Origin of the sequence: Gracilibacillus sp. YIM 98692, assembly GCF_010993965.1 — a bacterium.
GTDB lineage: Bacteria > Bacillota > Bacilli > Bacillales > Amphibacillaceae > Gracilibacillus.
Genome location: NZ_WIXM01000002.1, coordinates 269,453 through 294,576 on the forward strand (window position 1 = coordinate 269,453; position 25,124 = coordinate 294,576).

General features: G+C 37.3%; 23 protein-coding genes, 1 pseudogene and 1 other annotated feature. Of the genes and pseudogenes, 22 read left to right on the plus strand and 2 right to left on the minus strand.

Translation table 11 applies throughout. The annotated features are described in order from the left end of the window. Nucleotides 1-20 precede the first annotated feature (20 nt). Nucleotides 21-194, minus strand: a complete 174-nt coding sequence (locus tag GHD00_RS03535; protein ID WP_163536727.1) for a YfhD family protein — start codon at nt 192-194, stop codon at nt 21-23. A 138-nt stretch (nt 195-332) separates the two neighbouring features. On the opposite strand from GHD00_RS03535, the gene GHD00_RS03540 reads away from it, so the two are divergent. From GHD00_RS03540 to GHD00_RS03640, 22 genes and pseudogenes are all read left to right on the plus strand, one after another. Next, the gene (locus GHD00_RS03540; RefSeq protein ID WP_163536728.1) at nt 333-614 is read left to right on the plus strand and encodes a YlmC/YmxH family sporulation protein; all 282 of its coding nucleotides are present in this window, start codon (nt 333-335) and stop codon (nt 612-614) included. Between the two features lie 222 nt (nt 615-836). Continuing rightward, complete coding sequence (gene pgeF, locus GHD00_RS03545; protein ID WP_163536729.1) at nt 837-1,649, plus strand: peptidoglycan editing factor PgeF; 813 nt, start codon at nt 837-839, stop codon at nt 1,647-1,649. 20 nt (nt 1,650-1,669) lie between these two features. Next, nucleotides 1,670-2,350 (plus strand): YggS family pyridoxal phosphate-dependent enzyme, encoded by a 681-nt coding sequence (locus tag GHD00_RS03550; protein WP_163536730.1) that lies wholly within the window; start codon nt 1,670-1,672, stop codon nt 2,348-2,350. A 10-nt stretch (nt 2,351-2,360) separates the two neighbouring features. Beyond that, nucleotides 2,361-2,783, plus strand: coding sequence for a cell division protein SepF (locus GHD00_RS03555; RefSeq protein ID WP_163536922.1), 423 nt, complete (start codon nt 2,361-2,363; stop codon nt 2,781-2,783). Nucleotides 2,784-2,789: 6 nt separating this feature from the next. Further along, the gene (locus GHD00_RS03560) at nt 2,790-3,056 is read left to right on the plus strand and encodes a YggT family protein (RefSeq protein ID WP_163536923.1); all 267 of its coding nucleotides are present in this window, start codon (nt 2,790-2,792) and stop codon (nt 3,054-3,056) included. A gap of 20 nt (nt 3,057-3,076) precedes the next feature. Next, nucleotides 3,077-3,501: pseudogene (locus GHD00_RS21355) on the plus strand (YlmH/Sll1252 family protein); the annotation flags it as partial. A 171-nt stretch (nt 3,502-3,672) separates the two neighbouring features. Beyond that, nucleotides 3,673-3,849: a hypothetical protein gene (locus GHD00_RS21360; RefSeq protein ID WP_346427609.1), complete on the plus strand. Its 177-nt coding sequence runs from the start codon at nt 3,673-3,675 to the stop codon at nt 3,847-3,849. Nucleotides 3,850-4,075: 226 nt separating this feature from the next. Further along, on the plus strand, nt 4,076-4,591 hold the full coding sequence (locus GHD00_RS03570; protein ID WP_163536731.1) for a DivIVA domain-containing protein: 516 nt from the start codon (nt 4,076-4,078) through the stop codon (nt 4,589-4,591). A 66-nt stretch (nt 4,592-4,657) separates the two neighbouring features. Beyond that, nucleotides 4,658-4,880, plus strand: a binding site (T-box leader). A gap of 65 nt (nt 4,881-4,945) precedes the next feature. Continuing rightward, on the plus strand, nt 4,946-7,711 hold the full coding sequence (ileS, locus tag GHD00_RS03575) for an isoleucine--tRNA ligase (RefSeq protein ID WP_163536732.1): 2,766 nt from the start codon (nt 4,946-4,948) through the stop codon (nt 7,709-7,711). Between the two features lie 225 nt (nt 7,712-7,936). After that, nucleotides 7,937-8,407 (plus strand): signal peptidase II, encoded by a 471-nt coding sequence (lspA, locus tag GHD00_RS03580; protein WP_163536733.1) that lies wholly within the window; start codon nt 7,937-7,939, stop codon nt 8,405-8,407. After that, a complete protein-coding gene (locus GHD00_RS03585) occupies nt 8,404-9,315 on the plus strand; it encodes an RluA family pseudouridine synthase (RefSeq protein WP_163536734.1) in 912 nt (303 codons plus the stop codon). The genes lspA and GHD00_RS03585 overlap by 4 nt, the downstream gene beginning before the upstream one ends. Nucleotides 9,316-9,486: 171 nt before the next feature. Next, on the plus strand, nt 9,487-10,029 hold the full coding sequence (gene pyrR / locus GHD00_RS03590; RefSeq protein ID WP_163536735.1) for a bifunctional pyr operon transcriptional regulator/uracil phosphoribosyltransferase PyrR: 543 nt from the start codon (nt 9,487-9,489) through the stop codon (nt 10,027-10,029). A gap of 140 nt (nt 10,030-10,169) precedes the next feature. Continuing rightward, complete coding sequence (locus GHD00_RS03595; protein WP_163536736.1) at nt 10,170-11,546, plus strand: solute carrier family 23 protein; 1,377 nt, start codon at nt 10,170-10,172, stop codon at nt 11,544-11,546. Nucleotides 11,547-11,578: 32 nt separating this feature from the next. Continuing rightward, a complete protein-coding gene (locus GHD00_RS03600) occupies nt 11,579-12,508 on the plus strand; it encodes an aspartate carbamoyltransferase catalytic subunit (RefSeq protein ID WP_163536737.1) in 930 nt (309 codons plus the stop codon). After that, the gene (locus GHD00_RS03605; protein WP_163536738.1) at nt 12,468-13,748 is read left to right on the plus strand and encodes a dihydroorotase; all 1,281 of its coding nucleotides are present in this window, start codon (nt 12,468-12,470) and stop codon (nt 13,746-13,748) included. Before GHD00_RS03600 ends, GHD00_RS03605 begins: the two co-directional genes overlap by 41 nt. Continuing rightward, nucleotides 13,745-14,836, plus strand: a complete 1,092-nt coding sequence (locus GHD00_RS03610) for a carbamoyl phosphate synthase small subunit (RefSeq protein ID WP_163536739.1) — start codon at nt 13,745-13,747, stop codon at nt 14,834-14,836. Before GHD00_RS03605 ends, GHD00_RS03610 begins: the two co-directional genes overlap by 4 nt. Beyond that, nucleotides 14,836-18,036, plus strand: coding sequence for a carbamoyl-phosphate synthase large subunit (carB, locus tag GHD00_RS03615; protein ID WP_163536740.1), 3,201 nt, complete (start codon nt 14,836-14,838; stop codon nt 18,034-18,036). Before GHD00_RS03610 ends, carB begins: the two co-directional genes overlap by 1 nt. Continuing rightward, nucleotides 18,033-18,794, plus strand: coding sequence for a dihydroorotate dehydrogenase electron transfer subunit (locus GHD00_RS03620; RefSeq protein ID WP_163536741.1), 762 nt, complete (start codon nt 18,033-18,035; stop codon nt 18,792-18,794). Before carB ends, GHD00_RS03620 begins: the two co-directional genes overlap by 4 nt. After that, the gene (locus GHD00_RS03625; RefSeq protein ID WP_276208249.1) at nt 18,791-19,702 is read left to right on the plus strand and encodes a dihydroorotate dehydrogenase; all 912 of its coding nucleotides are present in this window, start codon (nt 18,791-18,793) and stop codon (nt 19,700-19,702) included. Before GHD00_RS03620 ends, GHD00_RS03625 begins: the two co-directional genes overlap by 4 nt. Nucleotide 19,703: 1 nt before the next feature. After that, nucleotides 19,704-20,408, plus strand: a complete 705-nt coding sequence (gene pyrF / locus GHD00_RS03630; protein WP_163536742.1) for an orotidine-5'-phosphate decarboxylase — start codon at nt 19,704-19,706, stop codon at nt 20,406-20,408. After that, nucleotides 20,401-21,027, plus strand: a complete 627-nt coding sequence (gene pyrE / locus GHD00_RS03635; RefSeq protein ID WP_163536743.1) for an orotate phosphoribosyltransferase — start codon at nt 20,401-20,403, stop codon at nt 21,025-21,027. The genes pyrF and pyrE overlap by 8 nt, the downstream gene beginning before the upstream one ends. 547 nt (nt 21,028-21,574) lie before the next feature. Next, on the plus strand, nt 21,575-23,050 hold the full coding sequence (locus GHD00_RS03640; RefSeq protein WP_163536744.1) for a protein adenylyltransferase SelO: 1,476 nt from the start codon (nt 21,575-21,577) through the stop codon (nt 23,048-23,050). 300 nt (nt 23,051-23,350) lie between these two features. Here the strand turns inward: GHD00_RS03640 and GHD00_RS03645 are convergent, their stop codons facing one another. Then, on the minus strand, nt 23,351-25,066 hold the full coding sequence (locus GHD00_RS03645; protein ID WP_163536745.1) for an Rqc2 family fibronectin-binding protein: 1,716 nt from the start codon (nt 25,064-25,066) through the stop codon (nt 23,351-23,353). Nucleotides 25,067-25,124: the final 58 nt, after the last annotated feature.

Below are 25,124 nucleotides of genomic sequence, written 5' to 3' on the forward strand. Positions count from 1 at the left end.
TAAAGCCTTAGGTTTTCTAATTATTTATTTTTGGCTCTTTGATCTGCAGCTCTGCTTCTAGCCTGTGCTTCCCGGTCTTCAGCATCTGCTAGTTCTTCTGAGAATTCTATATCTCGTCCGTCACTTATTTGATTTTTAGGTGTTTGTGCCAAATGGTTTCTTCCTTTATTTCTTTTATGTTCATCTTTACCCATTTTCTCACCTGCTTTCTGTTAGGATGGTATTAGTATGTAACGAGTACTCGGTCTAAATTCCTTGATTTTATATAAAATTTTTATTCCTCTTCATCAATGGTTATCCATCACATATATTTATATAAAGGTGGTGATAACATGGTCACATTATCAGCTTTACAGATGAAAGACATTGTCTATATTGAAGATGGAACGAAAATTGGGAATTTGACCGATATTGAGATTAATGTAGAGTTGGGTAGAATAACCAGCTTAATTGTAGCAACGAAGACGAAATTATTTGGGGTGTTCGGAGAATCCAAAGAAATTATTATACCTTGGGAACACGTAAAAAAAATAGGTCATGATGTCATATTAGTAAAGAAACTTCCATATACGAACCATTCCTATACAGCAAATGAGGGAGACCAGATCAACTAAAAGAGGGTGATCTGGTTTTGGCTTTTATAACCGTATAGGAAAGTATAAATTATCAGCAAGGAAGCAATCTCGACGTAGTGGACAATTATTAAGAATATAGATAAGTGCAACTAGACTACCGCACTGCGCCATAAGGCTTGGCGGATAGCCAAGTTTTTCTTTATCAAACTGTTAAGCAGTAAAAAAATGTGGTAAAATGATGAAAAATAGGAGGATTTTCTGTTGGAACCATTTTATTATAAAGCAGATAAAGGGATACTAACGATCGATCGATGGGAACGAGAAAACCATAACGTTATTGCAGGATTCACTTCTCGTCATGGTGGAGAAAGTCAAGCCCCATATAATACTTTTAATCTTGGTTACCATGTGGAAGATGATAGGCAAGCTGTAGAAGGTAATCGATCAAAACTCGCTGATAAAATTCAAGTTCCGCTTAACCAATGGGTAATGGCAGAGCAAGTGCATGGAAATCGTGTGCAAGTGGTAACAAAATCGGAATGCGGCAAAGGAATTTATACGTTAGAGGATGCTGTTGGTCAGACAGATGGTTTGATTACAAATGAGCCAGAAGTGTTATGCACTGGATTATTTGCAGACTGTGTGCCACTTTTCTTTTATTCGAAAAAAGCACAAATCGTAGGGCTTTCACATGCAGGATGGCGAGGGACGGTAGGAAATATTGCGCAGCAAACAATACAACAGCTAACCAAAAATGGCGTCCCATTACATGACTTAGAAGTGGTTATTGGTCCATCTATTTGTATGGATTGCTACCGAGTAGATGACAATGTCATTAGACATATTCCAGAAGCATTTCAGGATACATATGAGCAAGTGAAGAAAGATCAATATGATTTAGATTTAAAACGGTTAAATCAATATTATTTAATAAAAGCTGGAGTACCTGCTGCTAATATTTATAAAACAAGCTATTGTACTGCACATGATTCGTTATTTTTTTCACATCGAAAGGAAAAGGGAAAGACCGGACGAATGCTAGGATTTATCGGTATTTTCCCATCAAACAAATAAAAAGGAAGGAGATTCGCTAGGTGAAAGTAGCAGATAATTTAGCACAAATACAAGAAAACATTAGACAATCCTGCTCCAATGTTGGGAGAAGTGAAACCGACATAAACATCATTGGTGTAACGAAATATGTTACAATAAACAGGGCGAAAGAAGCGCTTGGAGCTGGAGTAAAAAATTTAGGCGAAAACCGAATGGAAGGGTTTTTGAAGAAATATGATGAGATTGGTAATGATGCTACATGGCATTTTATTGGTTCACTGCAATCCAGAAAGGTTAAGGAAATCATTGCAAATGTGGACTATATTCACTCATTAGATCGAAAATCATTAGCAAAAGAAATAAATAAACGAGCAGATCGCCCAATATCCTGCTTTGTACAAGTTAATGTAAGTGGTGAAGAATCTAAACATGGATTATCAAAAGAGGAGGTTCCTTCTTTTATAGAAAAAATGGCGAATTACCCGAATGTGAAAGTAGTTGGGTTAATGACAATGGCCCCTTTTCTGGATGATGAAGCAATTTTACGTGGGATTTTTCGAGAGTTAAGACAATTACGTGATCAGATTCAGGCAGAAAATTGGGATTATGCCCCTTGTGATTACTTATCTATGGGGATGAGTAATGATTACCAAATCGCTGTAGAAGAAGGAGCTACACATATACGTATTGGTTCGGAATTAGTAGGCCCATACGATGAATAGAGGTGATAGAATGAGTATGAAAGGAAAATTTCGTCACTTGTTTGGTATAGAAGAAGAGGATGAATTCATCGAAGAACTTCAAAGCGAAGTTCCAAAGACAACCGGAGAAACAGAAGAAAAAGGAAATGTTGTAAGTCTTAGCTCTGTGCAAAAAAGTTCCAAAGTTGTTTTATGTGAACCTCGGTCTTACAGCGAAGTACAAGATATTGCAGATCAAGTGGTTAACCGTCGTTCAGTTGTTATTAATTTGCAACGGGTGGACACCCAGCAAGCAAGGCAAATTATAGATTTTATGAGTGGGACGGTATATGCTTTATCAGGTCAAATTAAAAAGCTAGGTTCGCAAACATTTTTATGTACACCGGAGCATATCGAAATTTCAGGAAGTATTACAGAAATCATGGAAGAAGTAGACCCAGAACAAAGGTGGTAATAGATGATGTATATGATTTATGAAATTCTTTCAACAGCTATGATGATCTATTCTTATGCGATCATTATTTATATATTAATGTCATGGTTCCCAGGAGCAAGAGATTCCTCCATTGGAAGGTTTTTAGGTTCGATTGTTGAACCTTATTTAGAGCCTTTTCGCAAGATTATTCCTCCAATTGGCGGCATGCTTGATATATCTCCTATCGTAGCCATTTTTGTTCTCCAGTTTGCTATGAGAGGCTTAAATTATTTATTTTTACAATTGTTATAAGAGGATAGTCAGGTGATAGTATGGATATTTATCAACATTTTAGAAAGGAAGAGCACCCATTTATTGATCAGGTGTTATCATGGAGAGAAGATGTAGAAAGGAGATTTGAACCTAAGTTAACCGATTTTCTACATCCAAGAGAACAAAAAATATTTAAAACGTTAATTGGTCATGATGAGAACTTACAACTAGAATTTCTCGGAGTGTGGGATCAAGCTGAGCGCAAAAGGGCGGTTTTAGCCCCTTTCTATGAATCCATTACAGAGGAAACATTTGAAGTCGACTTGTTACAAGCTTCATACCCTGCCAAGTTTGTGTCAATCGAACATCGAGATGTATTAGGTGCTTTTTTATCAGCAGGTATTAAACGAAAAAAATTGGTGATATTGTCATAAAAGAGGGGACGATTCAAATCTTAGTGGCAAAAGATATTACGAGTTACTTACTTGCTAATATTACATCAATAAAAAAAGCTACGGTTACATTTGAACCTGTTTCCTTCTCCGACCGATTTGAAAGTAATCAAAATTGGGTAGAGAAGAGTGCAACATGTGCTTCTCTTCGATTAGATGTATTAATTAAGGAAATGTATCAAATGTCAAGGCAACAAGCATTGATGCATATTAAAAAAGGATTAGTAAAAGTTAATTTTCAATCAATAGAGCAACCAGCATACGTACTAGAGGAAGATGACCTAATATCTGTACGTGGTAAAGGGAGAACGAAACTTAGCACGTTTGAAGGAAAAACGAAAAAAGATAAGTTTCGCATACGTTATGCAAAATTAATGTAGAATTTTTGCAGGAATTTATATGGTTATGTCGAATAAGTGTGGTACTATAGAAAGAGACTTCCATCAGTGGGGGGGCATCCTCCACTGAGGTTAGCGTAACTTATCAGGGGCTAGCGTCCGTTATCTCTCACTTATCCTTCTTTGATTATGTAAAGTCTTTAAGAGGGGCTTATGGACGATTGTTCACTGTGATAAAAAGAAATAACTTCTGGAGGAGGTGGCTTCATTGCCTTTAACACCATTGGATATTCACAATAAAGAGTTTGCTCGAGGATTCCGAGGATATGACGAAGATGATGTCAACGAATTTTTAGATCAGGTTATTAAAGATTATGAGACAGTCATCCGTGAAAAAAAAGAATTAAAGGAGCAAGTGGAAAAATTAGACGAGAAGTTGAGCCATTTTTCTAATATAGAAACGACCTTAAATAAATCGATTTTAGTAGCACAGGAAACAGCTGAAGAAGTAAAGGAAAGTGCTAGAAAAGAATCAAAACTTATTATTAAAGAGGCAGAAAAAAATGCGGACCGTATTATTAATGAAGCATTAAGCAAATCTCGAGCTATATCTTTGGAAGTGGAAGAGTTAAAGAAACAAGCGAAAGTGTTTAAAACAAGGCTTAAAATGCTAGTTGAAGCACAATTAGACTTGATCGAAAATGATGATTGGGATTCATTATTTGAAATGGAGCTTGAGGAAGATAAAGGTAGCTCAGAAGAATGGGATGAGGTTAAGTATTAATTAATACCTTGACGTAAAACGGATTATTACATATAATTTTAATGCAATGAAATAATTGAATTCGAACAAAATACAAGGATTGGGACAGTACAATAGTAAGGGCTATGGTAGCGAATTAGGGATGGTGGGAGCCTAAGATAGTTTATTATTGGAAAATCACCCATGAGTAGTAGCACTGAAAGGAAAAAGTAGGTGCTAACGAGTCATTCACGTTACGAATAGGTAATAAGTGGATAAATCAGTAAGATTATCTATAAGGGTGGTACCGCGAGCCTGTCTCGTCCCTTTTTGGGATGTGACAGGCTTTTTTTAATTCCGTCCATTTATAAAAAAACTGATAAAGGAGGATTTGAAATGGAGTATAAAAAAACATTGAACATGCCGAAAACAGCTTTCCCGATGCGTGGAAATTTACCAAACAAAGAACCAAAACTACAAGAAAAGTGGGATGAAGAAAAGATATACCAAAAAGTACAAGAACGTACAAAAGGAAGACCATTGTTCGTTCTACATGATGGCCCCCCTTATGCAAATGGTGATATACACATGGGCCATGCCTTAAACAAGGTATTAAAAGATTTTATTGTAAAATATAAATCAATGGCAGGATTTCATGCTCCATATGTACCGGGGTGGGATACACATGGGTTGCCAATTGAGCAAGCTTTAGCGAAAAAGAAAGTTAACCGTAAAAAAATGTCCGTAGCAGAATTCAGACAAAAATGTGCTGAATATGCTTTGAAACAAATTGACAATCAGCGAGCACAATTTAAACAACTAGGAGTACGCGGTGATTGGGAAAATCCTTACATTACGTTAAATAAATCTTATGAAGCTGCGCAAATTAAAGTATTTGGTGATATGGCGAAAAAAGGCTACATTTATAAAGGATTAAAACCTGTATATTGGTCTCCTTCTTCGGAATCAGCTTTAGCTGAAGCGGAAATTGAATATCAAGATAAGCGTTCTCCATCTATTTATGTTGCGTTTGATGTAAAAGATGGCGGAGATTTACTAGACGGTGACGAGAAGTTTATCATTTGGACAACAACACCATGGACAATTCCTGCAAACTTAGCTATTGCCGTGCATCCTGATTTAGAATATGCCGTTGTAAAAGTAGAGAATCAAAAGTATATTATTGCGCATGAGATGTTAAATCAACTAAAAGAAACGTTTGAATGGACAGAAGCAGAAGTCGTAAAAACATTTAAGGGTCAAGAAGCGGAGAAGCTTGTTGCAAAACATCCTTTATATGAGCGTGATTCTATCCTTATTTTGGGAGATCATGTTACAACAGAAAGTGGTACAGGACTTGTCCACACTGCACCGGGTCATGGGGAAGACGACTTTATTATTGGAAAGCAATACGGATTAGACGTACTTTGCCCTGTTGATGAAAAAGGGTATTTTACTGATGAAGCACCAGGTTTTGAAGGGCTGTTTTATGATGCAGCTAATAAAGAAATCACACAACAACTTGATAACAGCCAAGCCTTATTAAAACTAGACTTTATTACGCACTCGTACCCACATGATTGGCGTACTAAAAAGCCAACTATTTTCAGAGCAACCAATCAATGGTTTGCATCTATAAAAGATTTTCGTAATGAAATTTTAGAGGAAATCAAACGGATTAATTGGTTACCGAAATGGGGCGAAACAAGACTGTTTAATATGGTGCGAGATAGAGAGGATTGGTGTATCTCTAGACAACGTACTTGGGGTGTTCCTATTCCTGTTTTCTATGCGGAAGATAGAACACCAATTATTAATGATGAAACAATTAGCCATGTGGCGAAGCTATTTGAAGAACATGGATCTAATATATGGTTTGAATGGGATGCGAAGGACTTGTTACCAGAAGGCTTTACATCTGAGAACAGCCCAAACGGTAAATTCACCAAAGAAAATGATATTATGGATGTTTGGTTTGATTCAGGTTCTTCTCACGAAGGAGTGTTGGAAAACCATGAAGAGTTAAAACGACCAGCAGATGTTTATTTAGAAGGTTCAGACCAATATCGTGGCTGGTTTAATTCTTCTATATCAACAGCTGTAGCTGTAACAGGAAAAGCTCCTTATGAAACGATTATCAGTCATGGATTTGCTTTAGATGGTCAAGGAAGAAAAATGAGTAAGTCAGTTGGGAATGTTGTCGTACCATCAAAAGTGATGAAACAGTATGGTGCAGACATTTTACGACTTTGGGTGGCTTCTGTAGATTATCAAGCAGATGTGCGTATATCTGATGAAATTATCAAACAAACATCTGAAGGATATCGCAAAATTCGAAACACTTTCCGATTTATGCTTGGAAACTTAAATGACTTTGAAACAAGTCATATTACAGCGGATGATCAATTACAAGAAATCGATCGATATATGTTATACAAGTTGCAACAGGTTATTGAAAAAGCTCGTAAAGCATATGATGAATATGATTTTTCTACTGTGTATCAAACAATTCATCATTTCTGTTCGATTGATTTGAGCTCCTTCTATTTAGACTTTGCCAAAGACATTTTATATATCGAAGCACCTGATCATCCTAGAAGACGAAGTATTCAAACTGTATACTATGAAATCATTAGATCACTTGTGCAGCTGCTTTCACCAATCTTAACGCATACAATGGATGAGGTATGGTCTCATATTCCAGGTGTGAAGGAAGAAAGTGTTCAGTTAACTGATATGCCTAGTCCTCGTGAAGTGAAAGGCAGTGAACAACTAGAGAAAAAATGGGATCAATTTATGGATATTCGTGATGATATCTTGAAAGCATTAGAAGAAGCACGTGCAGAAAAAGTAATTGGAAAATCACTCGAAGCATCAGTTTCCATTCAAGCAAACAATGAAAAAGTCGAGGCTGTATTAAAGGAAATTCCTTATCTACATCAACTGCTGATCGTTTCAGATGTGAAAATAGTGGATCAGCTTGATGGGGGACAAAGCTACGAACATGTAACCTTAAGTATTGGCAAACATGAAGGTGAGACATGTGAGCGTTGCTGGGTTGTATCCAATACAGTAGGCGAAGACGAAGATCACCCTACTCTGTGCACAAGGTGTGCAACGGTTGTAAAAGAAAACTATACCGAATTACAGCAAGAAAAATGATAGAAAAATCAACTACCCTGCTATCGGGTAGTTGATTTTTCTGCATTAGGTGTTTTGGCGTTAGGTGATTCGTTGCTTTAGAAACATTATTATAGATATAATATAGAAAGACTACCATCAGTGAGGGCTCTCTTCTTCTTTAATTATTCTAAGTGTTAAATGGGGGGCTTACGGAAGATTGTTCACTGTAAGAGTGTATGTTAATGGTAAAGTGGAGGGAAAAATATGTGGGTATACTTAATTGCTGCTGTGGTAATATTATTAGATCAATGGACGAAATGGTTGGTAGTTCGTCATATGGAGATAGGTCAAAGTATAGAAGTCATTGATTCGTTTGTCTATCTTACTTCTCATAGAAATCCTGGAGCCGCTTGGGGTATTTTAGCAGGACAGATGACCTTTTTCTATATTATTACGGCTGTTGTGATTGCATTTGTTGTCTATTATATTCAAAAGTATAGCAAGGATAGTAAAATATTAGCCATTGCTTTAGCTTTTATCCTTGGAGGAGCGGTTGGTAATTTTATTGATCGCCTTTTTCGAAAAGAGGTAGTAGATTTTTTTGATGTCTATATTGGTACATATGATTATCCAATCTTTAATATTGCAGATTCGGCTTTAGTAATGGGAGTTATTGCTATTTTAATTGCAACTATATTAGATGAAAGAAAGAAAAAAAGGAGTTCTCATGCATGAGTGAAACATACATCGTAAAAGAGCAAGAGCAAGGACAGCGAATTGATAAAATTTTAGTTGCTGTTACAGAAGGATATTCACGTTCACAGATTAAAATATGGTTTGATAAGCAATTAGTAAGTGTAAACGGACAAACAGTGAAGCAAAATTATAAATGTCAAACAAATGATCAATTAGAGTGGACGGTTCCTGATGTAGTGCCATTAGAAGTGCAAGCGGAAAATATCCCCCTAAATATTGTATATGAAGATAAGGATATATTAGTTGTAAACAAAGAAAGCGGTATGGTGGTTCACCCAGCTGCTGGCCATCAAGATGATACTTTAGTAAATGCGCTGCTTTACCATTGTGAAGACCTTTCTGGTATTAATGGTGTTGCAAGGCCAGGAATTGTTCACCGTATTGATAAGGATACAAGTGGTTTATTAGTTGTTGCAAAAAATGATACAGCACATGAAAGATTAGCTGCACAGTTGCAACAGAAAAAGGTAAAAAGGGCATATAAAGCAATCGTTCATGGCGAAATTCCACATGACTATGGTACTGTGGATGCCCCAATCGGAAGAAGTGAAAAAAATCGTCAATTAATGGACGTTGTGGAAAATGGGAAGCAAGCTGTTACACATTTTGAAGTATTAGAGCGAATGCATGGAAAATTCAGTTTTATTAAATGCGTATTGGAGACAGGAAGAACGCATCAAATTCGTGTTCATATGAAATATATTGGGTACCCATTGGTAGGTGATCCTAAGTATGGCCAAAGGAAAACCATCGATGTAGAAGGACAAGCCTTACATGCTTACCAACTAAGCTTTGAACATCCAATTACAAATGAATGGTTAGAATTTGAAGCCCCATTACCAGATAAATTTTCTCATGTGTTAGAAAACATTCGTAAAAGTCATTGACAATTTACATTTTATTTGTGATAATAATGACAACATTATAAAGGCCTTTTAAAACAGTCCCGTGAGGCTGGTAAAGGAATTACGGAATTTTTGTGTATACGTATATCCTAATCCTTATTCCCTCTCGGTGAATAAGGATTTTTTTATAGGCTGGTTAAAGGGGTTATTCTGATGAATAAAAAAGCAAATGTTTTAGATGCTTCTGCCATGAAAAGGGCATTAACAAGAATTGCCCACGAAATATTAGAAAGAAATAAAGGGGTAGAGGGATTGATGCTTGTAGGTATCAAGACGAGAGGTATCCCTATTGCTCGGCGTCTACAAGAGCGAATTAAAGAAATAGAGAATGTGGAAGTGCCAACAGGCGAATTAGATATCACCCTATATCGGGATGATTTATCACATGTTAGTGAACATCCTGAACCACAGTTAAATGATGCGAAATTAAAAGAACAAGTAACAGGTAAAAATGTCATTCTTGTTGATGATGTTCTATACACAGGAAGAACAGTAAGAGCAGCAATGGATGCCATTATGGACCAAGGAAGGCCCTCACAAGTACAATTAGCTGTGTTAGTGGATAGAGGGCATCGCGAACTACCTATTAGAGCAGATTTTATTGGAAAAAACATCCCTACTTCACAAAGTGAAATTATTACTGTGGAGTTAGCTGAAATTGATGATAAAGATGCTGTTAGTATATTTGAAAACTAAATAGGAGACCTTTAAGGAAGTACAGAGATACTTGCAAGGTCGTGAAAGTAAGGATACGTGTATCAAAATGGACACGTCTACCTCTTTGCGACTTTGCAAAGAGGTTTTTTTAATGGATTAATGGAAAAAGGATGAGGGTAATGACAGATAAAGAAAAAGTATTAGATGTGAGAGATGTACCAGCATTATCAAAATGGATTTTATTTAGTATACAGCACTTATTTGCCATGTTTGGAGCAACAATTCTTGTTCCGTTTTTAACTGATTTGTCTCCTGCTGTAGCCCTTGTTTCAAGTGGTCTAGGAACACTGGCATATTTAGTAATAACAAAAGGGCAAATACCAGCATACCTCGGTTCCAGTTTTGCTTTTATTGCACCAATAACTAGTGCTATGACAATAGGCGGACCGGGAGCAGTCATGGTTGGAACCTTTTTAGCAGGCATAGCTTATGGGCTGTTATCGCTGTTCATATCTATTTTTGGAACCGGCTGGATTATGAAAGTACTGCCACCCATTGTTGTAGGTCCGGTTATTATCGTTATTGGTCTAGGACTAGCGCCTACAGCTGTTGATATGGCGATGAACGTAGATGGGGAGTACAGTGGAGTCCATTTTAGTGCAGCGATGGTTACACTACTGATTACCGTGATAGGGTCATTATTGTTTAGAGGCTTTTTTGGATTGATTCCTATATTAATTGGCATTATAGGAGGATATATATACTCTTTGTTTATCCAAAGAGTAATGAATGTGCAAGTTGTAGATACTAGTGGTGTTCAAACAGCTTGGGGGAAGATAGTAAATAGTGATTCTTTTGGAGAAATGATTCAGTCCGTCTTTTTAGTGCCAGAATTTGTTCTGCCATTTGTTCACTATCAACCGACAGATGTACTAAGCCTAAGCATTGTTGCCATTATGGTCCCAGTTGCTGTCGTCACAGTAGCAGAACATATTGGAGACCAAATGGTGCTTTCGAAAGTAGCGTCTCATAATTTTCTAAAAAAGCCAGGCTTACACCGATCCATATTAGGTGATGGGGTTGCTACTATCATTGCATCCTTATTAGGTGGGCCTCCAAACACCACTTATGGAGAAAATATCGGTGTGCTAGCCATTACAAGAGTTTTTAGTGTGTTTGTCATTGGAGGGGCAGCAGTATTAGCCGTTTTCTTTGGGTTTATTGGTATTATTACAGAATTAATTGCTTCGATTCCGACAGCCGTAATGGGAGGCGTATCAATTTTATTATTCGGTATTATCGCTTCTAGTGGTCTTAGAATGTTAATTGATAATCAACTGGATTTAGGAATAAAAAGAAATTTAGTCATTTCTTCTGTCATTTTAGTCATTGGTGTAGGAGGAGCTTTTGTAAGTATTCAGGTTGCTGAGGTAGAAGTGACGGTTGCCGGCATGGCTTTATCAGCTTTAGTTGGGCTTGTGTTAAACCTCGTTCTGCCAGAGAAAGAGTCAGGCTATGGAAATGGTCAAATGTTTGCTTCACCAGAAGACGAGTAAGAGAAAATACTCACAATAGGAGGGCCATAATCATGAAGGATTTTGTTACCATGCAAGGTTTAGAAGAAAGGGAAATGTTAGCACTTGTACAATATGCCAATTTGATTAGTCAAAAAGGAGTAGAGCCTTTCGCGAACCAGACTTTTGCTGCTAATTTATTCTTTGAACCGAGTACTAGAACAAAAATGAGCTTTGTTGTAGCACAACGACGCCTAGGGATGGAAGTGTTAGACTTTGCAACAGATCATTCCAGTATTACTAAAGGAGAAAGTATTTACGATACAGCTCGAACTTTTGAGTCCATTGGTGCTAATTTAATTGTGATACGTCACCAACAACGGAATATTGCAAAACAATTAGCAGAGCAATTGCAGATACCAGTTATCAATGCAGGAGATGGAACTGGAGAGCATCCAACTCAATCTCTATTAGACTTAGTTACTATTTATCAGGAATTCGAACAATTTCGCGGTTTAAAGGTTGTTATAGCTGGGGATATAAAGCATAGCCGTGTTGCTAGGTCTAATGCTGCCGCTCTGACTACACTAGGATGCGATGTCTTTTTAACAGGGATGGAAGAGTGGCATGATAATAGTTTAAACCTTCCATATATCTCAATGGAAGAAGCGGTTGAAACGGCAGATGTATTAATGCTTTTAAGGATTCAACGAGAACGACATCAAGATCAAGTAACACTGGACCAAGATAGCTACCTTCAGAAATATGGCTTAAGCGTCGAAAGAGAAAGAAAAATGAAAAAACATGCCATTATCCTTCATCCAGCACCTGTCAATAGAGGGGTAGAGATGGACAGCAGACTTGTAGAATGTGACCGATCACGCATCTTTAAACAGATGGAAAATGGAGTAGCTGCAAGAATGGCTATTATTAAAAACATACTGAACCAAGGGGGAAACTACAATGAGAAAAATTTTAACCAACGTCAAGCGTTTATTGGATAACGGCAGCATGGAAGAGTGTGAAATTCTCATTAACCAAGGGAAAATTGAAGCAATTGGTCTTGATCTAGATCGAGAGAGTGCTGATATTATAGATGGGAAACAACAATTAGTAGTACCTGGATTTGTCGATGTTCATGTTCACCTTCGAGAACCAGGCGGGGAAGCAAAGGAGACTATTGCGACTGGAACAGAATCTGCTGCGCGTGGTGGTTATACAACAGTGTGTGCAATGCCAAATACACAACCAACCCCTGACTCGGTTGAAGTGATGCAAGACATACAAAAAAGAATTGCAGCAACGGCCAACATTCGAGTCTTGCCATATGGCTCGATAACAAAACGATTGGTTGGCGAAGCTTTAACAGATATGGAAGCATTGAAAGAAGAAGGAGCTTTTGCCTTTACAGATGACGGAGTAGGGGTTCAATCTGCTGATATGATGCTTCAGGCAATGAAACAAGCAGCAGCTATTGATATGCCGGTTGTAGCTCATTGTGAGGAAAATACCTTGATACACAATGGTGTTATGCATGAAGGGAAGGTAAGTGAGCAATTACAACTGCCAGGTATTCCTTCTATATGTGAATCGGTGCAAATTGCTAGAGATGTTTTATTAGCAGAAGCCTCAGGTTGTCATTATCACGTTTGTCATGTCAGTACAAAAGAATCGGTTCGAGCAATTCGAGATGCGAAACGAGCGGGTATCCGTGTAACAGCAGAAGTGACACCACATCACCTGCTTATGAACGAAACGGTAATAAAAGAAGATGATGCTAATTTTAAAATGAACCCACCTCTTCGAGCGCAAGAGGATCAACAGGCACTTATTGATGGGTTACTAGACGGGACGATAGATTTTATCGCAACAGATCATGCTCCGCATACACATGAAGAAAAAGCAAATGGTATGGAAGAAGCGCCTTTTGGTATTGTTGGTTTCGAAACAGCTTTTTCCCTATTATATACTCACTTTGTGAAAAAAGAGATTTTCACATTAAAGCAACTAATAGATTGGTTAACGGTTAAACCAGCACAAACTTTTAATCTGCCATTTGGTCAGATTGAGATAGGAAAAAGCGCTGATTTTACGATATTACAGCTAGATCATAAACATCTAGTAAATAAAGATAAATTTTTATCCAAAGGAACAAACACTCCATTTAATGGATGGGAAGTAGAAGGAAAACCAGTTAAAACCATTTACCAAGGAAATATCGTGTTTGAGGAGGCAGCAGAATGAAAAGACAACTTATATTAGAGGATGGCACAGTTTTTACAGGACAAGCGTTTGGTTCATTAGAGGAAAGTATAGGAGAAGTCGTGTTTAATACGGGAATGACAGGTTATCAAGAAACATTATCAGACCCATCCTATTGTGGACAAATTGTAACCATGACATATCCACTAATTGGGAATTACGGTATAAATCGAGATGACTTTGAAACCATCAACCCGTCTATCTTTGGATTTGTAGTAAAAGAATTTTGTGAAACACCTTCTAACTTTAGAAGCGATGAAAGCTTAAATGAATATTTAAAAGCGAATGATATTCCAGGGATTGCAGGGATTGATACACGAAAACTAACCAAAATTTTAAGACAGCATGGAACGATGAAAGGAATCCTCACAAAAGCAGACGTTGATGAACAAGAAGCTGCACATAAGCTTGAAAATACAGAAAAGATTACCAATCAAGTGGAAAGAGTATCAACAGTAAAACCATATGTGGCCCCTGGAAGAGGTTATCGTATTGCCCTTGTTGACTTTGGCATGAAACATGGTATTTTACGTGAGTTAACGAAACGAAATTGTCATGTGACAGTTGTCCCATATAATTATAGCGCAGAAAATATTTTGCGATTGAAGCCTGATGGAATTATGTTAACAAATGGACCTGGAAATCCAAAAGATGTTCCAGAAGCAATTAATATGATTAAGGAAGTTGTTCCACATATCCCAACATTTGGTATTTGTTTAGGGCATCAGTTATTTGCATTAGCTTGTGGTGCAGATACAGCAAAATTAAAATTTGGACACCGTGGATCCAATCATCCAGTTTATGATTATGAAACGAAACGAACTTATTTAACTTCACAAAATCACGGTTATGCCGTAACAGAAGATTCAATTGAACAAACCAACTTAGAGCTAACACAAATTGCTTTGAATGATAAAACAGTTGAAGGTGTAAAGCATACTGAGTATCCAGCGTTCTCTGTACAGTATCACCCGGAAAGTTCACCCGGTCCGGATGACACGAATCAGTTATTTGATCGCTTCTTAAATAATATTAAGGCTTTTAAACTATCACAGAAGGAGGAAGCATAATGCCAAAGAGAACAGATATACAAAAAATTCTAGTTATAGGATCTGGCCCAATAGTCATTGGTCAAGCAGCTGAATTTGATTATTCTGGTACACAAGCATGCCAGTCTTTAAAAGAAGAAGGATACACAGTTGTCTTAGCTAACTCAAACCCTGCAACCATTATGACAGACCATACGATTGCAGACACAGTATACATGGAACCACTAAGTGTTGAGTTTCTATCTAAAATTATTCGCAAAGAACGCCCAGATGCCGTTCTGCCAACATTAGGAGGGCAAACTGGTTTAAACTTAGCGGTTGCTTTAGATGAATCTGGTATTTTGGCAGAGTATGGTGCAGAATTACTGGGGTCCAGATTGGATGCCATTGAACAAGCAGAAGACCGTGAGAAATTCAGAACTTTAATGAATGAAATTGACGAGCCAGTACCAGAAAGCCAAATTGTTAATAGTGTAGAGCAAGCATTAGATTTTGCTAATCAAATTGGTTATCCGCTTATTGTGAGACCTGCATACACGTTAGGCGGTACTGGGGGCGGTATGTGCTATAACGAAGCAGATTTAAAAGAAATTACAAGAAATGGTTTAGCGTTATCTCCAGTTAATCAATGTTTAATTGAGAAGAATATAGCTGGGTTTAAGGAAATCGAATATGAAGTGATGCGTGACAAGAATGATCAAGCAATTGTAGTTTGTAACATGGAAAACATTGATCCAGTAGGTATTCATACAGGGGATTCCATCGTTGTAGCGCCATCCCAGACATTAAGTGATCGCGAATATCAACTGTTGCGTTCAGCTTCACTAAAAATAATTCGCGCACTAGAAATTGAGGGTGGTTGTAATGTTCAGTTAGCCATTGATCCACACAGTTTCCAATATTACATTATAGAGGTAAACCCAAGGGTAAGTCGTTCAAGTGCATTAGCTTCTAAAGCAACAGGTTATCCAATTGCAAAAATTGCGGCAAAAATTGCGATTGGTATGACTTTAGATGAAATTAAAAACCCGATTACAGGTACAACTTACGCTTGTTATGAGCCAGCTTTAGACTATGTAGTAAGCAAATTTCCTCGATTCCCATTTGACAAGTTTGTGTTAGGCAATCGTCAATTAGGAACACAAATGAAAGCAACTGGTGAAGTGATGGCAATCGGGCGTAATTTTGAAGAATCCTTGTTAAAAGGTATTCGCTCACTGGATATTAGTGGCGAAGACTTTTATTTACCAACCCTTGCGGAAAATACAGTAGAAGAATTAAAAGAAAGATTAGTTAATCCCGATGATGAACGGATTTATGTTTTAGGTGAAGTGTTAAGAAAACAGATGACAGTGGAAGAAATCCATGCACTCACAAAAATTGATACATTCTTCCTTGAGAAGTTAAAGAATGTTATCGATTTTGAAGCTAAGCTTGCCCAAAGTCCTCAAGATATTGAACTTTTAAAAGAAGCAAAACAAATTGGCTTATCGGATACCCAGGTAGCAAGAGTTTGGGGAGTTCACGTAGATGAAGTGTATAAAGCTCGTACAGATCAAGGTGTTCTTCCAGTCTATAAAATGGTAGATACTTGTGCAGCAGAATTTGAATCAGAAACGCCATACTTCTACAGTGCTTATGAAGAAGAAAATGAATCAGTTGTTACGACTCGTAAAAAAGTATTAGTTGTCGGCTCTGGCCCAATTCGAATTGGACAAGGAATTGAATTTGATTATGCTACGGTACATTCTGTATTAGCATTAAAAGAAGCAGGATATGAAGCCATTATCATGAATAGTAACCCAGAAACAGTTTCAACTGACTTCAGTGTGTCAGATAAGTTATACTTTGAGCCATTAACATTAGAAGATGTTATGCATGTGATTGAACTGGAAAAACCAGAAGGGGTTATTGTTCAATTCGGTGGACAAACAGCTATTAACTTAGCGGAAGGATTAGAAAGAAGAGGCGTTAAGATTTTAGGTACGGAACTTGAAGCGATCGATACAGCAGAGGATCGTGATAAATTTGAACAACTTCTTCAAGAATTAGATATTCCACAGCCAAAAGGTCGAAGTGTACGACAGTTAGATCAAGCAAAAGAAACAGCAAGTGCCATTGGTTATCCAGTATTAGTGCGTCCATCTTATGTAATTGGCGGAAGTCAAATGGAAATTGTCTATAGCGAAGAGGAATTAGAAAGCTATTTAGCTAAAACCAACCATATAAAGCATAAACATCCAGTCTTAATTGATAAATATTTAACGGGTATTGAAGTGGAAGTAGATGCGATTAGTGATGGGGAGACAACGATCATCCCTGGTGTAATGGAACACATTGAACGTGCTGGTGTACACTCTGGTGACTCTATTGCTGTATATCCAACACAGCGTCTATCAGAAGAGATAAAACAAAAATGTGTTGATATTACGATAAAAATTGCAGAAAAACTAGATGTAAAAGGGCTTATTAACATCCAATTTGTTGTTCATCAAAATGAAGTATATGTATTAGAAGTTAACCCAAGAGCAAGTCGTACTATTCCGTTCTTAAGTAAAATTACGGGAGTTACGATGGCAAATATTGCAACACGTTGTATTATTGGAGAGACATTAGCTGGAATGGGGTACCAGAATGGAGTATTGCCTGAACCAGATACCGTTTCGGTAAAAGTACCGGTATTCTCTTTTGAAAAGCTGCGTAGTGTGGATACAATGCTTGGACCTGAAATGAAATCTACTGGGGAAGCAATAGGTCGAGATAAAACTTTAGAAAAAGCTTTATATAAAGGCATGACAGCTTCAGGGTTGAAAATTCCAATGGAAGGAGCAGTACTCATGACCGTTGCCGATAAGGATAAACAAGAAGCGTGCGGGATTGCACAACGTTTCTTTGAACTTGGATTCCATCTTTATGCAACGGAAGGTACTGCAGCAGCGCTTCGCGATTTAAATTTACCTGTTACAGAGGTTGGAAAAGTAGATGCAGAAGGAAAAAATGTTCTTTCCATTATTGAAAAAGGGGAAGTGCAAGTAGTAGTAAACTCACTCACTTCTGGTAAAAAGCCTAGATCAGACGGATTCAGAATTCGTCGTGAGGCAGTGGAGCATGGTATTGCTTGCTTAACAAGCTTAGATACAGCAGAAGCAATCGTGAATGTCATTGATTCAACAACATTTACAGCAAGACCTGCTGTAGAAGGGAAGGCTGTGGTTCTGTGATCTCAAAACAGATGCTAAATATAGAGAGCCATATTAAAATCGCAGAGGATACATTTGAAGTGGTCTTACCATTACCTGATGAGATCGAACTAAAACCAGGGCAATTTGTCCATATTGCACTTAAAGGGCATATGTTAAGACGACCAGTGTCTGTTGCAGATGTGGATAAAGAAGCGAACACTTTTACTATTATTTTCAAGATTTTTGGAGAAGGGACCCTTGCATTAAGTAAGTATCGTGCAGGTGAATCATTAGACGTGATTTTACCTTGTGGAAGTTTCTATCCAATTGAAAATATAAATGTAAACCATGCCTTGATTGTAGGCGGAGGGATAGGAGTCCCTCCTCTTTACTACCTTGGTAAACAGTTGAAGGAAAAAGGTGTGAAAGTAACAAGCGTGCTTGGATTTCAATCTGGTTCACAAGTATTTTATGAAGATAAATTTCGAGCTTTAGGAGACACGTTTGTCGCAACAAATGACGGTAGCTATGGTCACAAGGGGTTTGTGACTGATATTATCAAAGATTTAAATAAACCCATTGATTACTATTTTTCATGTGGACCAACTCCAATGCTTCAAGCCGTTACGAAACAACTAGAAAAAGAAAAAGGCTATATTTCATTGGAAGAACGTATGGGTTGCGGTGTTGGAACATGTTATGCATGTGTCATTCCATTGCGCGAAAATCCAAAACAATCCAAGAAGATTTGTAAGGATGGGCCTGTCTTTTATGCGAATGAGGTGATTTTATCATGAGTTTAGCAGTGCAATTACCAGGATTGGAATTAAAAAATCCCGTTATGCCCGCATCTGGTTGTTTTGGGTTTGGAAAAGAATATAGTCAATTTTATGATTTAGATAAGCTAGGGGCTATTATTGTTAAGGCAGCTACTGGAGAAGCACGTTACGGTAATCCAACTCCTCGAGTTGCAGAAACAGAGAGTGGCATGTTAAATGCGATTGGTTTACAAAATCCTGGCGTTGAAACCATTGTTAAAGAAGAATTGCCTTTTTTACGCCCTTTTCATACACCGGTCATTGCTAATGTTGCTGGAAGTACAGTGGAAGAGTATGTTTATGTAGCCAAAACTTTAAACAAATCAGATGATATTTCAGCATTAGAACTGAATATTTCCTGTCCAAATGTGAAAGAAGGCGGCGTCCAGTTTGGGACAGACCCAGAGCTTGCGAAGGAAGTGACATATAAAGTAAAAGAAGCAAGCGATTATCCTGTATATGTGAAGCTATCGCCAAATGTCTCTAATATAACAGCTATGGCTAAAGCAGTTGCTGATGCAGGAGCAGATGGACTGTCAATGATCAACACACTTACAGGGATGCAAATTAATTTGAAACAGAGGAAGCCGATTATTGCAAATCAAACTGGTGGATTATCTGGACCAGCGATTAAACCAATTGCAATAAGAATGATCTATGAAGTAAAACAAGCTTTGGATATTCCAATTATTGGAATGGGTGGCATCATGACAGCAGAAGATGTCTTAGAGTTTTTATTAGCTGGAGCTAATGCAGTAGCTGTTGGGACAGCGAACTTTCAAAATCCATTAGCATGTCCAGAGATCATTCAACAATTACCAGAAACATTAAAAAAATATGGGTTTCGTTCTGTGGAAGAAGCAATCGGAAAGGGGCATGAAGGATAATATGACACAACCTTTTTTCCTTGCATTAGATTTTCAAGATGGAGAAACTGTAAAACAATTTATTAAAAAAAATCAACTTGAAGGTGTTTCTGTAAAAGTAGGGATGGAATTATTTTACAGAGAAGGTCCGTCTATTATTGAGTGGTTAAAAGAACATCATCATCCTATATTTCTTGACTTAAAGCTTCATGATATCCCGACAACTGTAGAAAAGGCGATGTTTAATCTCGCTTCATTAGGCGTAGATATGGTAAATGTGCATGCTGCTGGCGGCAGTGAAATGATCCAGGCTGCAAGACAAGGACTAGAAGCAGGTGCGAAGACTCAAATTCCTAAATTGTTAGCAGTAACGGTCTTAACTTCTATGGATGAATCGGTGCTTCAAGAGGAATTATATGTGAAACAACCATTAGAAGACGCGGTGAAACGACTAGCTTATTTATCGAAAAAAAGTGGTGCAGCCGGTGTAGTGTGTTCCGCACATGAGTCGAAGCTAATTAAAGAAACATGTGGAGACACATTTTTAACTGTAACGCCAGGAATTCGATTAGCAGATTCTAGTCAAGATGATCAAAAGAGGGTAGCAACTCCTAGATTGGCTAAACGAAATGGAGCTGATTATTTAGTTATTGGACGAAGCATTACCCAATCAAAAGATCCGAAGCAAAGCTATCAACGAGTAGTAGAGGAGTGGAATAATGCTTAAACAGAAAGAAATGGCTAATGCTTTATACGAAATAGATGCAATTCAAATTCGACCGGACCGTTCTTTTGTTTGGACATCAGGAATTCATTCACCTATTTATTGTGATAACCGATTAACGATGTCGTATCCACATGTGCGAAAAAAAATTGTAGAACAATTTGCTGCGATTATTGAAGGGATGAACGAAAAGCCAGATGTTATCGCAGGGTGTGCAACAGCAGGAATACCACATGCAGCATGGCTAGCAGAGTATCTTGATTTACCTATGGCATATGTAAGGTCAAAGCCAAAAGGTCATGGCAAGCAAAACCAAATTGAGGGTAAAATCGAAAAAGGAGATAATGTCATTGTTATTGAAGATCTAATCTCTACCGGAGGGTCGTCGTTAGACAGTGCTCTTGTATTACGAGAAGCGGGAGCAAACGTGTTAAATGTCTTAGCGATATTCAGTTACGGTTTAGAAAAAGCTTCAGTTAATTTCTCAGAAGTCAATCTTCCATTTCAAACGATCACTAACTTTGATATTTTAGCGGAAGCTTTAGTTGAAAAGGGAAAAGTAACGGAAGAAGAAAGAAAAGATTTAATCCAATGGCGTGACGATTTAGGTAATAATAATTAATCATTTCCCGGGAAACCGCAAGATTACCGTCTGTTCGATCGCATTCGACTTTTATGTTAAAATATAGTAAGAATGGATGAAAAAGGCTCTGAAGAAGAGCCTTTTTTTATTAATGCAGAGGGAGTATTTTGTAAATAGCTTTGTATTGGTCAATATTTAGAAGAAAAACAAACAAATAAAAAGTCTTTTTTGGATCATGATTTAGATTAAGACCAAACAAATACGGGAAATTAACCCTAAAGGGTAATAGTTAAAAAAGAACAATTATAGGATCTCCATTTCATCATGCTGAAAAAAATCAAGTCAGGCCTTGTTATGTTTATTTTACTTTAAATGCGGTAATGGAAATATGAAGATTTTTATCCATGATTAAGAAAGCAAATGCCTGTTTTGTATGAGCTCATTCAATCATAGAAACCCTCTAGGGGAGATTATTAATGTAGTGGAGAAATAAGAATAAAGGGAAGCATTCATGCGGAATATAACATCGACTAATTGTTTATAAGAAAGTAAAAGTTTTTATCATGTTAGTAAGAAAGGAGATAGAATGACACATCAAACTCAAAGGCACGCAGCAGGTTGGAAATTGGAAAATAGTTATAAAGCTCTCCCGGATAAATTTTATGCTGAACTGGAATTAAATAAAGTAACCTCCCCTGAAATTGTTACAATAAATGAGGACTTGGCAAATTCTTTAGGCCTTGATGTCAAGGAGTTACAGAGCAAGGACGGGCTAAATGTATTAGCCGGTAATAGCATTCCTGATGATGCAACTCCTATAGCTCAAGCATATGCCGGTCATCAATTTGGGAATTTTACGATGTTAGGGGATGGTCGAGCTCTCTTAATTGGTGAACAGATAACTCCAGACGGTGACAGGTTTGATATACAACTCAAAGGTTCAGGCCGTACACCGTATTCTCGTGGAGGTGATGGACGAGCAGCGCTTGGTCCGATGTTGCGTGAATATATCGTTAGTGAAGCGATGTATGCCTTAGGAATTCCAACTAGTCGCAGTCTGGCTGTTTTAAAAACTGGTGATCCAGTATACAGAGAGGTAGAATTAGAAGGAGCGATTCTAACTCGTGTGGCATCAAGTCATTTACGTGTTGGGACATTTGAATACGCTTTTAAATGGGGGACGAAAAAAGATCTCCAAGCATTAGCGGATTATGCAATAGATCGCCATTTTGCTTATATTGATCCAGGTAAGAATAAATATTTAAGTCTTTTTCAAGAAGTCATGAAACGACAGGCAAATTTAGTTGCTAAGTGGCAATTAGTAGGGTTTATTCATGGTGTTATGAACACAGACAATGTCACAATAAGCGGTGAATCAATTGATTACGGACCTTGTGCCTTTATGGATAGTTATGATCCCAAAACGGTATTTAGTTCAATTGATGTTCAAGGCCGTTATGCTTACGGGAATCAACCATCTATTACTGGGTGGAATCTGGCGCGTTTTGCTGAAACCTTATTGCCGTTATTACATGAGGATCAATCTAAAGCGGTGGAAATGGCACAGGAAGAGCTATATCGTTTCTCAGATCTCTACCATGCAAATTGGTTGAATGGCATGCGATCCAAATTAGGAATTTTCACAGGGGAACAGCAGGATGTATCGCTTATCGAAGATCTGCTGCATTTAATGGAAGAACATGAAGCAGATTACACTAATACATTTCGTGCTTTAACATTTGAAAAGTTTGAAGGCATGAAGTTATTCGAATCGAAAGAATTTAATGATTGGTATAAGCGTTGGCAAGAAAGATTAGAAAATCAAACCGAATCTAAACAATCAATAAATCAATTGATGCAAGAAAATAACCCTGCTGTTATTCCTCGAAATCATCGTGTAGAAGAAGCATTGAAAGCTGCAGTAGAAAAAGGGGATTATAGCGTGATGGATCAGTTGGTCTGTGTGTTGTCCGATCCTTATGCACATTCCGATGAACAAGAGCCATACACAACTTTACCTGAACCGTCTGCCAAACCATATGTCACTTATTGTGGTACGTAAGAAAAACTGGAACAAAAACTCCCGTTCCTTAATGATCTATCTTCTGACATGTGTACATTTCGTAGTAGATTATAAAGTAATATAGTGAAAACTCTAATTTGTGAGAATTTCGACTTGTTCAGAACATGGCTAAGTGCTGAAGTACGTTTCTGCCAGCTACTTTTCCGCTGGGCTGGACTCACACTCATCTAGGAAAGAATGGTAGGAAATCACGTTATAAGTTGCATCATATTTTGTGAATATTACAAACAAATTTTAAACTTTCTCACGCTTATAATAAAAAGCTTGTAGAGTTTTTCTCTACAAGCTTTTATCTTTTAGTTTATGGATGAAATTTTCGTCTGGTGTGACATATAAGGTTTTTTGATTTTCATAAGTAACAAATCCTGGTTTAGCACCGCTTGGCTTTTTTACATAACGAATAGCTGTATAGTCAACTGGAACAGAGGAGGAATTTTTCGATTTGCTAAAGTTTGCAGCTAATTGAGCTGCTTCTAATAATGTATCCTCTGTTGGAGTATTGGAACGAATGACAACATGAGATCCAGGTATATTTTTTGTGTGGAGCCAAATGTCATCTTTTTTGGCTAAACGATTGGTTAAATATTCATTTTGTTTATTGTTTTTACCGACCAAAATCGTTGTACCATCTGTTGATTTATAAGATTCTGGTGTAGGTTTAGCTGGCTTTTTCTTTTTCTTTTGTGATGTCGTTTTTTTCTTCAAATATCCTTGTTCTTGTAATTCTTCCCGTATCTCGTCAATATCCTGTTCTCTAGCTGAAACAATGTGTTCAATAATTTCTTCTAGATATTTAATCTCTTCTTTTGCTTTTTTTTGTTCCTCTAGTACCATCTGTTTTGATTTCTTTAATTTATGGTATTTCTTGAATAATGCTTGTGCATTTTCACTTGGTGATTTATTTTCGTTTAACGGTATCGTTCGTTTAACTTGATCAGGATGGTAATAATCAATTACTTCAACCTCTTTATCTCCCTGTTTCACAAGATGCATGTGTGCAGTTAATAGCTCTCCATCTTTTTGATAATTATCGGCCTGCTGTGCTTGTTTTTTTGTTTTCTCTAGTTTTCCTAATTTCCGTATATTTTTGTTCATTTCATTTTTTAAAAAACGTGTTAGGTCTCCCGCTTTTTGCTTGACCCGGTCACGTTCCGCTTTTCCAGAGTAAAAGGTATCAAGCATCTGGCTAATGGAATCATAAACTTGACGTTGGCCTTCGTGTGAGAGCAAAGGCAATACGTAAAAAATAGTTTTTTTACCTTGAATAATTTGTGGTTTGTATTGATGGTTTTCCATCTGACTTTGTATATCGAGGAACGCCTGCTTGTAATCATCTATTTTGCCTAACTTTGCTTGATAAGTGATTTCTTTTGCTATTAAAGGCGATATACCCATAAATAGCTTTACAATTTGTTGATCAATCTTTCCACCATTAAAATCTATCTTTTTAATAAATGTTTCACCATCTGCTATTAAAGGATTGATCTTCCCTTGGTCAGGCGGCATGACATATGTACTGCCAGGCAGAATGGTTCTATGTCGGTTTTGCGCACCTGAAATATGCTTTATACTGTCTAATATCACCTGTTTTTCTTGGTCGATGAGAATAATGTTACTATGTTTTCCCATCAATTCAACTACAAGTGTTTTGGTGCTAATATCTCCAACTTCATTTTTCGTCTTAAAATGAATGTTAACAATTCGTTCATTTTCATGCTGTTTTACAGATTCAATAAAGCTTCCGCTTAAATATTTTCTGAGCATCATACAATACATAGAAGGTTCGGTTGGGTTTTCGTATTGATCGTTCGTTAAATGAATTCTTGCATAACTAGAATGAGCAGATAGTAAAAGCTGTTTGTTTTGGCCAAATTGCCTTATGGTAAGTAATAGCTCTGTATCAGTCGGTTGATATATCTTTAGGACACGTCCGGATTCCATTTCTTCATGTAATTCTTTCGTAATGGCACGTGTCACAACACCGTCAAAAACCATGTTTATCACCTCATTCCATCATTATAACATGTTCAATGCGGAAAGGATAAGATTTGAA